Genomic DNA, 12760 nt, shown 5'->3' on the forward strand with positions numbered 1-12760 from the left:
GCGGATATTGTGATAACGCTCGACTGCATCATACCCTTCGCGAAATATGCAAAAATCTGACGGCCATTTGCATATATGCACTCTTGACCCGGTCCTGCGCCAATGACAGGTTTCGAAGCGAAACCCTTGAGAGGAATATAGATCATGACCATCAATGCTGTCCGCACGCCCGATGAACGCTTTTCCGATATTCCCGATTTTGACTATCCGGTTCACTATGCTGATGATCTGCCGGGTTATGAAGGATTGCGGGCAGCCTGGATCGATGAAGGGGCGAAAGATGCTGATCGGACATTTCTGTGCCTTCACGGTGAACCAAGCTGGTCTTTCCTCTATCGCCGAATGATCCCGGTTTTTCGGGAAAGCGGGGCAAGGGTCGTCGCGCCTGATTTCTTCGGCTTTGGTCGTTCTGACAAGCCTACGGAGCTCGACGACTACACGTTCGATTTTCACCGCGACTACATCCTCGCACTGGTCGAGCGGTTGAACCTCAAGAACATCACCCTGGTGGTGCAGGATTGGGGCGGCTTGATCGGACTAACCCTGCCAGTTGATGATGCGTTCAAAGCGCGGCTGTCACGCCTGATCATTATGAACACAGGTCTAGGGCTTGGCCGTACCCCGGGGGATGGTTTCAATGCGTGGAAGGAATTCGCGCTAAACACGCCGGAATTCAAGACCGGTCAGATCATCGCCAGCGGTACGCCGCACCTGACAGAACAGGAAATCGCCGCTTACGATGCGCCATTTCCGGACCCGAGCTATCAAGCAGGCGCCCGCAAATTTCCTGCGCTGGTCCCCGTTTCACCGGAGATGGACGGCGTTGAGGTCAGCACGCAAGCTGCGGTATTCTGGAAAGATGAATGGCAAGGCGATAGCTTCATGGCCATCGGCGATGCCGACCCGGTCCTCGGCCCACCGGCTATGCTCAAATTGCAAAAGCTGATCAACGGCTGTCCCGATCCAATGATGATCGAAGGGGGCGGCCATTTTGTACAGGAATGGGGAGAGCCCATTGCCCGCGCCGCGCTCGAAGCTTTTGGAGATATCTAGTCAAAGGTCAGTAATTCTGCTAAAAAGCAGACTGTTATAGCGACAGGAAACATGCCTTGCTGAGTGATAGTCTGGACAGAATTTTCATTCGCCCGCTAACCGCTGCTCAGCTGCTGCTGACTGCGGTTACCCTTACGCTTGCCTCCTCATTTTACTGTCTGATTTACACTACGCTTGCTGGTCGGGGAGAGCCTTTGGTCGATGGCATCGTCTGGGCTGGGCTGAATATCGTGCCATGGCTGATCTGTTTTGAAATTGCAAAGCGGTCCGGCTCATGGTTCTCGCAATTTGGGATTGTGTTGGTCTTTGCAGTCGGCATGTCTCTGCTGGATCATCTGATGTCTGGCAGCAATGTAATGTTCGAATTGACCAGAAGGCTCCCGGGTGCGGCCGTTATCGCAGGAATGTTAGCGCTGTCCTGGATATTGAGGCGTTTCGTATCCGAGCGAGCTGCCGACAAGAAGCTTGTCTCCACAGACGAGCTTCCCTTGCTTATTGATCAAATCGGATGGGTAGTCGCTGCTGGCAACTATGTTGAATTGCATGGATCGGGGGCACCAATATTGCACCGTATGTCGATTTCCGCGATGGAAAGGCTGCTGTCCGCCCATGACTTTATTCGAATTCACCGGTCTGTTCTGGTAAGGCGTCAGAATATAAAGGACCTGACCGGCAATATTCTCACGCTCAATAATGGTCAGACCTTCAAAATAGGCAACCGCTATCGTTTGGCACTGCAGTAAGAGATTTCGCCGGTGAAAATTTAGTCCCTTCGTCACATCGCCCTTTCTGGCTGGCGTCAACCGTCCCTATCAATCTGTTCTCGTCGTGGGAAAGAGTGTGAAAGGGATAATGATGCGCCGATTTTTAACAGGTTTGATCCTTGCAGCGGCAATGGCCGGAGCAAACGTAAGCGACTTGAATGCCGAGACTCGAGTAACCGGAGGTCTAGCGGTGGCACCGGATGTAACGCTGGAACAGACTGAAGGGCTGGAGACCGAATATGGAACGGTTTCCATGGGTGAGGGGCTGCGTCTACGCAGCATTCTGACTCGGCCAGATGGCACCACCGGACCCCTGCCAGCGATATTTGTGACTCAATGGGTCTCGTGCGACAGTGTTATCTTTCCTGATGGGCGCGATACACAGTTGCGGTTGCTTGCGCAGCAGTCCGAAATGGTCATGATCCGTATAGAGCGTGCCGGGACCGGCGATAGCGAAGGCCCGGGATGCGACAAGCTCGATTATAATACAGAGGTGCGCCATTATCGCGAGGCTCTGGTCCAAGCCAAACAGCATCCATGGGTAGATCCACAACGGGTGATTGTTCTGGGCAGCAGCTTGGGATCTACCACGGCACCTTTGGTCGCCCAGGATAACGATGTCGCCGGTGTAATCGTACAAGGTGGCGGGGCGGTCACCTATCTGGAGCGGATGATCCATTTCGAACGGCTATATGTCGAACGGTCTGGTGCGGTTAAGCCTGAGGACATTCATCCCGAAATGATTCAGAGAATTGCGTTTCTTCAGCACTATCTGATCGACCAGAAAACACCGGGTGAAGTCGCATCAGATCATCCCGAGTTGGCGGGTGTTTGGGGCAGAATCCGGGGGACTGGTGCCGAAAACCACTATGGTCGTCCATTTGCTTGGCATTGGCAAGCGGCGGAACAGAACTTCCTGGCGGCTTGGTTGTCGCTCGACGTGCCGGTCATGGTGGTGTTCGGTGAATATGAACAGTTCGAAAGCCGTCATGGCCACCGAATGATTGTCGACATGATCAACCGAAAATCACCCGGCGCTGCACAATGGCTGGAAATCAAACAGGCGGATCACGGGCTGCAGTTATATCCCGACGCCGTTTCCGCTTACGCCTACGACAACGCTGCCACAGCTCATCAGCTCTATGTCGCCCCCGTCAGCAAATGGCTGCGGCGCGTTGCAGGATTACGGAAATAAAATACCTAGTCGGTTCAAGCGGCCATTGCAGTCTTGCTGAAGCTCTCGGTAAAGCGAGGCTCCATGGGTTGGCTTGATACGATTGCGAGTGGCAAAGCCGTTTCGCAATGCGCACATTCTGCGCTGAACCGGCCAACATGCCAGTGCGATTTACCGCAGCCGGGGCAGCGGTTGACGATATCGAGATGGTACATCGGCTGATATCCGCGCTGGAGCACGGCCGCTTCTTGCGGATTGTTGGTTTCGGCCAATACGTCTTGAGGACGGTTGACGAATGATCTTGGGGACAAATACATCGTTCTTCCTTCTCTTGGTTGCCAAAATTAATACGCACGAGACTAAGATTCGTTACTGAATTGACGGTGAACCGTTTCTTTCCGTCGACGAAGAGATAAAGGTTCACAAGAATGTAGATAGGATTTTTCCGACATTTCGCGGTGATATTTCGCACAGCGATGTCCAAGCCATTGAATCGCAGCGATAAAAAATGTTAAAAAAAAGTTACGGAAAACTGCCAAATATTGACAAACGTCCTTAAGAAACCGTTAAAATCGGCTAGTTGAGCGCCTCTTCCAGCAAACGAGCGAGTCGCAGTCCGGCACGTTCAATCTGGAGTCGTGCGGTGGGGATGAGTTTCCGGATTTCGTCATTATCCACCTTGCCCCGTCTTGTTAGCTTGGGACCACATGCTGGTTGATCCTCAGCCGTCGGATAGCTGTAATCGCGCGCTATTTGCCAGGCCTGCATCGCCCAGAAATCGGTCGTTCCGAAGGCTTTGTTGGACTTTTCCTCTTCGCTGTACTGGCGGATCATTTCCGGTCCGTCGGTAATCGCGCGTTCCGCCAGAGGGCCATCCCATAGCCAATGAAGGTTCATCCGGCCTTCGATCAGGCCATAGGCTGCACTGACGTCGTTTCCGCCGCGATCACTACGATCACCGCTGTGCAGAGGCATGTGCATGTCTCCGACAAAATGCACGAGAAATGTTAACGCTTCCAACCGGATATGGGCGGGCAGAGATTTGTCCTTCAACAGGGCCGCATTGCGATCTATCTGTGCCGACACGCAATTACCATTGCGGCAAGCGCTTTTGAGGTCAAACGGTTTGCAGATATCAACATTTTGATAGTGCCACGGGCTCGTATAACCCCAACGCAGCCGGTCGCGGCGGATACAGTCTGGCCAAACGCTGGCATCGCCGATGTTTTTGAGGTCACATTTCGGGGTGCCGAGCAGAGCGGCGGAGCGAAACAGCTTGTTCATCCGCGCCTTGCTGGCCGGATCCATATTTGTTTCTGCAATCCCGGCAATCGTGCGATGGGCATAGCTGCCCCATGCAAGTGCCGGAGCAGGGGCTAGGAGCAGGGCGACGATGAGTAATTTTTTCAGCATGAATGTCCTGTGCGCTATTTCAATTACAATATTGTGTATTGATGGGGGGTGGGAGTCTGTGATGGAGGATTAGTCGCCGACATTGGCGACATTATATTTCAGCGCCTCTTCCTTGGTCAGGCAACGACGGGTGGATTGATCATCGCCTTCTGTTTTTACGGCTTTCTGTTTGTACATGATGTCGGTCAGTAATTTTCGGGATACGCCCATACGGATGAGGAAATCATTATCTTCGGTTGCCAGCAAGGCGCTTTCCTGTTCGACTTCGCCTATCAGTTCAACGGTGGAGTCCGTGCCCATCTCGATGCTGTAGTTAATCGCATTGCGATCACCAGTCATGGTGAACATGTGGACCATGAAATCCCCATCCGCCTCGATAATCCTTGCCCGCCCGCCCATGAAGACAAAATTGCAGGCGCTGAAACAGGTCCAGCCAGCGGGGATGCGTGTGATCATTGCGCCACCGACTTCGCGGATGATCCGGCCCGCCTCATTGCCCGCACGGGCATGGCCGCCTGGAGACCGCAGCCAGATTTCGGTGATGTCCGGATTGTCGGACAGCGCCTTCTTTAAGCGCTCTGGCAATTCCAGGTCCACAACACCCTCGGCGAGCAAAACCTTGGTGCCGTTCTTATCCACCGGCTTTAGAATCATCTTTTTGTTACTGGTCCAGTTTGGTTCAGCCGGGCAAGTGGGGTTTTCCGGATCCATCGCAGGTTTAGCGGCAGGTGAATTTCCATGAACGGCCAACATCGCCGTCAATCCCACTGCTAATTTAACATATCTCTTCATGATTATTTTTCCTGCCCCGACAGCAACATAGCATAGTCGAAGATCATATTTGTCACAAGAAGTGCGATAATTCACAGACAGTGGAAAAAAGGCAGCGTAAATAGCATCTTAAGTGACACCGGATGTCCGTGAGCTGCCAAGTGCAGCTTGCGATATACGCGGATTGAAGCTAGCCATTTAAACGGGAGGCAATCAGATGACAAAACACGTATACAGCATGGTTCATGTGCTAGTCGCGCTATCCTTGTTAGCTGGTACTGGCTCCCCGGCTCATTCGCAGGATCAAGAGGTGGCAGAAGCGGATCGCGCCTATGTCGCGCCGGCGATGACGGAACCCGATCTGCCCACCCTACCGGCAACACCAGTCCTCAGTCAGGATGGCTATCCCGACTGTCGAGAGGACTTTCAGAAAATTGCGGCTCCCTTTGACAAGGCGGAAGATACCAATCGTTGCACCGTCTTGCTCGATCAATATTATGCCGAAGTGCTGACCCCATTTCGTCAGCGGATGATCGACCATCAAAATGAGATTTCAGCAATTTATACGTCTAGAGTTGCCGGGAAAATGGATTATTCGGCAAAGAGTCGCGACGACTTTTATGCGGCCATGATGGCAGAGCACGGCTCATCCGATCCCGATGGTGCGCATTTGGAAACCTATCGCACCTTGGAAGCACGCTATCAGGAAGACCGTGCCTATTTGCAGGACCGTTTCTGCTTCAACACCGGTTGTGGTGGTTATCCGGTACCGGAATATGCTGTTGTCGAAGAAAAATCCGAAAAAGGCGGCAAGGTTAAAACCGCCAAAAAATCCAAAGGCGCTCAAAAATGCAAGAAGTCGCGAAAGCGTGGCGGCCTGCTGGGTGGCATCCTCGGCGGTGTTGCCGGAAATGCGGCTGGTCTGGGTAAAGTCGGCACGCTTATCTCCAGCGGCGTTGGCGCTGTTCTGGTCGGTGAAATTGCCTGTCAGTTGACCGAAGACGAACAGAAAGAAGCCGCCGAAGCGACAGTCGCGGTGACCAAAGAGGAAGAAGTGGGCGCTACCGCCACCTGGAAGAGCCCCACACGGGCCGGTGTTTCGGGTTCGTCAACGGTGACAGCGCTGAACACGCAGCCCAATGGCCGTAAATGCCTCAGCATCACCGACGTCGCGATTATCGACGGTCAGGAAACCCGCGTTTCGAAGCAAATGTGCCGTGGGCAGGGCGAAGAAGGCTATACGATCCTCGCCTAGAAAATCTCTGTTCGCCCGCTAATCGTCAGGCCAGATCGGCTTTGATGAAATCTGCTGCACGTTCGCCAATCATGATACTGGGCGCATTGGTATTGCCGCTTATGATCTCCGGCATGATGGATGCGTCAGCAATGTAAAGCCCGTCCAAACCTTTGAACTTCAAACGGCTGTCGACCACTGCATCATCATCATTACCCATGCGGCACGTGCCAACCGGATGATAAACGGTATCCGCCCGCTCCCGGATCAACCCGTCCAATGCGTCATCATTGCTCATGTCGATGGGGTGGCGATTGGTTGGTTTGAAGTCAGTCAGGGGCGGCGCTTCCATGATCCGCTGCATATGCCTGACTCCGGTCCGCAAGGTCGCAATATCGCGATCGTCATCAAGGAAATTGGGATCGATGGCCGGCGGCGCGGCTGGATCGGAATTGTTGAGACGCACTGTACCCTTACTGTGCGGACGCAGGACGCAGGCGTGGCAACTAAAGCCATGGCCTTTGACTTTCTCACGGCCATGATCCTCGAGCATGGCGGGCACGAAATGATACTGAATATCGGGAGCCGGAAGGTCAGGGCTGGAGCGCCAAAAACCGCCCGCTTCAGCATAAGGCGTAGTCATTATGCCAGTCCGTTTCATCCTGTGCTCGATGATCGCTTTGCCCATGCGCACCGTTCCCTGCAGCGAGTCACCGATCAATTCCTTGGACTCGGTTTTATAGCCGGAGACAAAATCGATATGATCTTTCAGGTTGGCGCCGACGTGCGCCTTGTCGGCGGTGACCTCTATGCCTTTTTCTTTGAGATGGGCGGCAGGACCGATGCCGGACAGCTGCAAGATATGTGGCGATCCGAATGCGCCTGCGGACAGCACTACGGCTCCTTTGGCCGTCAGGACCTCCTGGTTGCGGCCCCGTTTGATCTGCACGCCGGTTACGCGGCCATTCTCGACGATCAGTTTCTCGACCAGCGATTTGGTCTTAATATCGAGATTCGGTTGCTGGCGCATGGGCTCGACATAGGCGCGCGCGGCAGTCCAGCGCTCGCCGCCTTTCTGGGTCACCTGATAGATGCCCATGCCTTCCTGCTCGGCTCCGTTAAAATCGTCCAGTACCGGAATCTGTAAATTGCGCGCGGCTTCGACAAAGGCGACGCTGCCAGGGTTCAGCCATTTCTGGTCAGACACAGAGAGTGGTCCATCGCCGCCATGATAGTCATCGCCGCCGCGCTCATTGCTCTCGGACCTCTTGAAGTAAGGTAGGACATCATCGTAGCTCCAGCCATCACATCCGAGCGCGGCCCAATTGTCATAATCCCATTTATTGCCGCGAATATAGACCATCGCGTTTATCGCACTGGAACCGCCGAGCCCGCGTCCGCGTGGCTGATAGCCGATGCGACCATTGAGCCCTTTTTGCGGTACCGTATCAAATTGCCAGTTCGCGTTCTTGAGCAGGAAGGGCATCATCCCCGGCGTCTTGACGAGGAAATTATTGTTATTGCCACCGGCTTCGATCAGGCAGACCGACCGCTTACCATCTTCGCTCAGCCGTCCTGCAGCTGCGCTGCCCGCTGATCCCCCGCCAATGACGATAATGTCATATTCTGCCATGTTATTCTCTCCAGTTTAACTATCACACTGAACTTTTTTCAGCATTTCCCTGTTCTGTTGCAGGGTGACTTATTCTTTGTTCGTTTTGCGCGGCAAGCCATCGCGCTCTGATCGTTTCGCTGCTGTCGCGGGTGCCATCATGGCTCCAACCAGGCGGCTTGATCAAATAGAAGAGCTTGTAGCGCCACGGCGCTGACCACAGATCCTTAGCCATGCCGATCCATTCGTGAAATACGGCCCAAAGGATGTTATAGCTTTTGAGGTTTTTGATGATGCCATATTGGATTTTCTCATCATTGCGCTCTTCCTCAAACGTACCGAACATCTTGTCCCAAATGATGAAAATCCCGGCATAATTTTTGTCGAGATAGCGTGGGTTGGTCGCATGATGGACCCGGTGATGGGACGGGGTGTTCATTACCGCCTCAAACCAGCGCGGCATCCGGTCAATGGCTTCGGTATGGATCCAATATTGATAGAGCAGATTAACGCCGCCAACAAAGGCGATCATCGCGGGATGAAAGCCGATCAGGAACATCGGTAGCGAGAATATCCAAGTCAGCGCGAAGGTGCTGGTCCACGGCTGACGCAAGGCGGTCGAGAGATTATAATGCTCGCTGCTGTGATGATTGACATGCGCAGCCCAGACCCAGCGGATGCGATGCGCGCCGCGGTGGAAGACATAGTAGAAAAAATCATCAACAAATATGGCGAGTATCCAGGCCCACCAGGTGAACGGGACGTCGAGTATCCGAAACTGATAGACCCAATAGATTGCCGCCACGGCTAGCCCGCCGGTCAATATGCCAGCGACCACGCTGCCAGTGCCCAATGTCAGTGACGTCGCCATGTCTTTGACATCATATTTGATATCATCGCGATAGCGGCTCATGAAAAATTCGATCGCTACCGTGACGACAAAAAACGGAATCGCATAAAGGGTTGGATCGGGAAGACTTTCCATGGCTTCCTATTTACAGTGCTGTCAGCAACTGTCCAGCGGGATTAGTCCGTCCCGCCCGCCAAAGCATCAACCATCGCACGGACCGGGGTTATGTCATAGCCAGCATTTCCGGCCAGCCGTGCAATCTCGTCCGGTGAGACGCCCTGTTTTGCTTGGGCCAGTGACCACAACAAAGTCGAGCGTGTACCGGACCGGCAATAGGCGAGCGTCTTCCCTTCGGCACCATCAAGAGCCGCAATCATTGCATCGACTTGCGGTGCGGAAAAACCGCTATGGGTGATCGGGATTGCGATGTAGGCGATTCCAGCGGCCTTTGCCGCGGCTTCAATATCTGCGCTCTGAGGTGCGGTGGGCTCTTCGCCGTCAGGGCGGTTGTTGACGATCAAGCGCACGCCTTCGGCCTTGGCTGCAGCAATATCATCCAGGCTGATTTGCGGCGAGACACTGACTTTATCGTTTATTTTCCGGAACATGCTTTCAACCTTTTCTACAGGAACGGAGGATTTTTCTTCGGCGGAGCTCGTCGAATAGGCCATCAGAGCGCCGCCGATTAGCAGGCCGCAGCTTGCCAATGATGCGACGATCATTTTCATACACTTTCCTCCTGTGCTTCGGATACTTCTCTTATCACATTCAGAAAGTCTTCCCCATATTTTTCGAGCTTTGCTGCGCCGATCCCGGGCAGTTCGCCCAGCGCAGACAAGCTGCGTGGTTTGAAGCCAGTCATATCGCGCAGCACGCTATCATGAAAAATCACATAGGGTGGGACGCCCTGGTCCTTGGCCAATTCCATCCGTTTGGACCTGAGGGCATCGAACAACGGATCGCCCACCGGGTTGGGAGAGGATCCACCGCGCCGTTTCTTGCGTTCACGCTTGGGTGGCTCGACAATGGCGACCTCGGTTTCGCCTTTCAATATTGCGCGGGCTTCTGGTCCGAACATCAGGCCGCCATGCTCGGTGTTGCGCAATGCATCGCGCAGCAACAGGGACCGTGAAACCGGTTTGATGAGCGGCGCTTCCTCTGTATCGACAATGTCAAAAACCGAGAGTTGATCATGGCCTCGTGACAGGACTTTATCTTCCTGCTTACCGGTCAGCACAGCTTCCAGATGACCGACACCAAAGCTCTGACCGGTGCGATAGACGGCGGAGAGAAATTTCCGTGCCAGTTCGGTGACGTTGCGAGTGATCGGAGCGTTCAGGCAATTGTCGCAATTGCCGCAGCTTTGCGGCGGTTCTTCACCAAAATGTTTGAGCAATATGGCGCGGCGACATCCCGCTGCTTCAACCAATCCACCGAGCGCCGCTAGCCGAGTGCGTTCGCTGTTCAGTCGGGTCTCGTCAACCTCTGACAATCTTTGGCGCGCACGCGCGAAATCTTCGGCACCCCAGAACATGTGTGCTTCGGCCGGATCACCGTCGCGTCCCGCGCGGCCGGTTTCCTGATAATAGGCTTCGATCGATTTGGGCAGTCCCGCATGGGCGACGAACCGGACATCAGGCTTGTCGATACCCATTCCGAACGCAATGGTTGCAACCATCACCATATCTTCAGAAGCAACGAAATCGGCCTGATTGCGCTGACGTACTTCCGGCGGCAGTCCAGCGTGATAAGCACGGGCGCTGCGGCCGGTTCTTGCGATCTGATCGGCCATTTTCTCGGTAGCATTGCGGGTCTGCGCATAGATGATCCCGGGGCCGGGTATCCGTTCAACCAGATCAGCAACCTGCCCGGTCAGACCTTTGCGCGGTGAAATGCTGTAGCGGATGTTGGGCCGGTCAAAGCCAGCGATGATCAGGCCATCCTGCTCAATCCCCAGCTGCACCAATATGTCATCGCGGGTATGCTTGTCAGCAGTGGCGGTCAGCGCGAGGCGCGGGACATCGGCGAAATGATCGAGCAGCGGCCGTAGCAACCGGTAATCGGGCCGGAAATCATGTCCCCATTCCGACACGCAATGCGCTTCATCAATAGCGAAGAGAGAGATTTTGGTCTGTTCAAGCAGATTTCGGAAATGCTCGCCCGACGCCCGTTCCGGCGCGGCATAGAGCAGGTCCAGTTCGCCGGCCTTCAACCGCGCAATCGTTTCTGCGCGATTGTCGTCTGCAGAGGTAAGTGTCGCGGCGCGGATGCCCACCGCTTCGGCGCTGCGCAATTGATCATGCATCAAGGCGATGAGCGGTGAGATGACGACGACCGTGCCCTCATTAGCAATGGCCGGCAGTTGATAGCATAGCGACTTGCCTGCACCGGTCGGCATGACTGCGAGCGTGTTCTGACGCTCCATCACCCGCGCAAGAACCTGATCCTGCACGCCGCGAAACGCGGTAAATCCAAAGGTCGATTTCAGGAGTGGAAGCAGATTCTCAATCATCCGGCTGTCCTACCCAGCGGATTGACGAAGCGAAACCGTTAAAGTGGAATAGACCGATTTTGTTTGCGCGGATGTAGTCGCTGCGAAGATCAGTCAGGCATTGAACGCGTGGCTCGCCAGAAATGGAAGCCAGCCCAGATGTTGAAAAGCGCCAATATGGCGAGGGCACGCTGCAAAGCCGAAGCCTCGCCGAGGTCACTGGCGAACATGTCTGACAATATGCCGACGAATACCGGGCCAACACCCAGGCCGATAATGCCAGCGACGAGCAGATAGATGGCCACTGCCATGGCGCGGGTTTCGTCGCTGGCGAGTTTCTGTAACGCCGCGAAATTGGGCCCATAGTAAAAGGTTGCTGCAAAGGTGGGGATGGCCAGTAATATTACTGCGATATTGGCGCTTGGTCCATATATTGCCCAGATCATACCCGGAGCAGCAAGCACCATGACCAGGGCCGCAACAAGCAGCGGTAGTGTCGGGCGCAGCTTGCCGAAATAGTCGCCAGCCCGGCCGCCCAGCCATGCGCCGAACCCGCCCGATAGACCGACCATGACGCCGAGTTTCCAACCCAATTCTCCATAACCAATTTCATGCACTCGAACGAACAGGCCGCCATAGAAACTTGCCAAGCCATAAGACACAAACTGCACCAACACACCGGCTGCGACGAGATGCCAGTAAGCGGGTTTGGAAGACAGTTCGACCAAGGCTTCTTTCAAGCTGGTTTTGCTTGGGTCAGGCTTGAAAGCCGCGGCCAAAGACACGTTGCCGCGCGGATCGGGAACAGTGAACCAGATCACCACCGCAATGATGACTCCCGGTAATCCGGCCATTAAAAACGCTACCCGCCAGCTGAAATTTTCGGCGATCCAGCCGCCACCAGCATATGCGATAAACGCGCCAATTGGCACCGACATGCCCAATATTCCCAAAGCGCCCGCGCGCCGTTCGGGCGGGAATAAGTCGGCAATCAGCGAATGGGACGCTGGCGCAGAGCCTGCTTCACCGATGCCGACCCCGACACGAGCCAGGAAAAGTTGGATGAAATTGGTCGAGAGACCGCAGGCCACAGTCATGGCGGACCAGATAGCAATGGCTATGGCTATGATCCGGCTGCGGTTCCACTTGTCGGCCAGAGCAGCCACCGGAATGGCCAGAGTAGTATAGAAAATCGCAAAGGAGAGCCCTGTCATTAGCCCGATTTGCGTGTCGCTCAGTCCCAGATCGCGCTTTACCGGTTCCGCTAATATCGAAATAATCTGGCGATCAAGAAAGTTGAGCATCGTGACGATGAACAATACGCCCAGCACATAGTTGGGATAGCGACTAGACATTGCCGTGCTGGTTCCTGCGGTGGTTTCAAGTCCTGCCATTGCG

12 protein-coding genes are annotated in these 12760 nt (G+C 54.5%); 4 read left to right on the forward strand and 8 right to left on the reverse strand.

Features of this window, described 5'->3' with window-relative positions; translation table 11 throughout:
• Nucleotides 1-144: 144 nt before the first annotated feature.
• The 3 genes from DG177_RS16630 (at nucleotide 145) to DG177_RS16640 (ending at nucleotide 3012) form a co-directional block, all read left to right on the forward strand.
• Nucleotides 145-1053 carry a haloalkane dehalogenase gene (locus DG177_RS16630; protein ID WP_108812511.1) on the forward strand — a complete coding sequence of 303 codons (909 nt, stop codon included), beginning with the start codon at nucleotides 145-147 and terminating at the stop codon, nucleotides 1051-1053.
• A gap of 56 nt (nucleotides 1054-1109) precedes the next feature.
• On the forward strand, nucleotides 1110-1796 hold the full coding sequence (locus tag DG177_RS16635; protein ID WP_108812512.1) for a LytTR family transcriptional regulator DNA-binding domain-containing protein: 687 nt from the start codon (nucleotides 1110-1112) through the stop codon (nucleotides 1794-1796).
• Between the two features lie 109 nt (nucleotides 1797-1905).
• A complete protein-coding gene (locus DG177_RS16640) occupies nucleotides 1906-3012 on the forward strand; it encodes an alpha/beta fold hydrolase (RefSeq protein ID WP_108812513.1) in 1107 nt (368 codons plus the stop codon).
• 14 nt (nucleotides 3013-3026) lie between these two features.
• Here the strand turns inward: DG177_RS16640 and DG177_RS17820 are convergent, their stop codons facing one another.
• From DG177_RS17820 to DG177_RS16655, 3 genes are all read right to left on the reverse strand, one after another.
• Nucleotides 3027-3308 carry a hypothetical protein gene (locus DG177_RS17820; RefSeq protein ID WP_337658970.1) on the reverse strand — a complete coding sequence of 94 codons (282 nt, stop codon included), beginning with the start codon at nucleotides 3306-3308 and terminating at the stop codon, nucleotides 3027-3029.
• 259 nt (nucleotides 3309-3567) lie between these two features.
• A complete protein-coding gene (locus DG177_RS16650; protein ID WP_108812514.1) occupies nucleotides 3568-4404 on the reverse strand; it encodes a S1/P1 nuclease in 837 nt (278 codons plus the stop codon).
• Nucleotides 4405-4473: 69 nt separating this feature from the next.
• Nucleotides 4474-5196, reverse strand: coding sequence for a hypothetical protein (locus tag DG177_RS16655; protein WP_337658971.1), 723 nt, complete (start codon nucleotides 5194-5196; stop codon nucleotides 4474-4476).
• Between the two features lie 196 nt (nucleotides 5197-5392).
• Between DG177_RS16655 and DG177_RS16660 the strand changes: the two genes are divergently transcribed.
• The gene (locus tag DG177_RS16660) at nucleotides 5393-6430 is read left to right on the forward strand and encodes a hypothetical protein (RefSeq protein WP_337658972.1); all 1038 of its coding nucleotides are present in this window, start codon (nucleotides 5393-5395) and stop codon (nucleotides 6428-6430) included.
• Nucleotides 6431-6455: 25 nt separating this feature from the next.
• Here the strand turns inward: DG177_RS16660 and DG177_RS16665 are convergent, their stop codons facing one another.
• The 5 genes from DG177_RS16665 to DG177_RS16685 all read right to left on the reverse strand — a co-directional run bounded on the left by DG177_RS16665 (nucleotide 6456) and on the right by DG177_RS16685 (nucleotide 12756).
• Nucleotides 6456-8042, reverse strand: a complete 1587-nt coding sequence (locus DG177_RS16665; protein ID WP_108812516.1) for a GMC family oxidoreductase N-terminal domain-containing protein — start codon at nucleotides 8040-8042, stop codon at nucleotides 6456-6458.
• Between the two features lie 22 nt (nucleotides 8043-8064).
• Nucleotides 8065-9006: a sterol desaturase family protein gene (locus tag DG177_RS16670; RefSeq protein WP_108812517.1), complete on the reverse strand. Its 942-nt coding sequence runs from the start codon at nucleotides 9004-9006 to the stop codon at nucleotides 8065-8067.
• A gap of 41 nt (nucleotides 9007-9047) precedes the next feature.
• Nucleotides 9048-9479 (reverse strand): TIGR01244 family sulfur transferase, encoded by a 432-nt coding sequence (locus tag DG177_RS16675; RefSeq protein ID WP_108813039.1) that lies wholly within the window; start codon nucleotides 9477-9479, stop codon nucleotides 9048-9050.
• Between the two features lie 116 nt (nucleotides 9480-9595).
• A complete protein-coding gene (gene recQ / locus DG177_RS16680) occupies nucleotides 9596-11383 on the reverse strand; it encodes a DNA helicase RecQ (RefSeq protein ID WP_108812518.1) in 1788 nt (595 codons plus the stop codon).
• An 89-nt stretch (nucleotides 11384-11472) separates the two neighbouring features.
• A complete protein-coding gene (locus DG177_RS16685) occupies nucleotides 11473-12756 on the reverse strand; it encodes a spinster family MFS transporter (protein ID WP_337658973.1) in 1284 nt (427 codons plus the stop codon).
• Nucleotides 12757-12760: the final 4 nt, after the last annotated feature.

It is taken from the genome of Sphingorhabdus sp. Alg231-15 (assembly GCF_900149705.1).
In the GTDB taxonomy this organism is placed as follows: Bacteria; Pseudomonadota; Alphaproteobacteria; order Sphingomonadales; family Sphingomonadaceae; genus Parasphingorhabdus.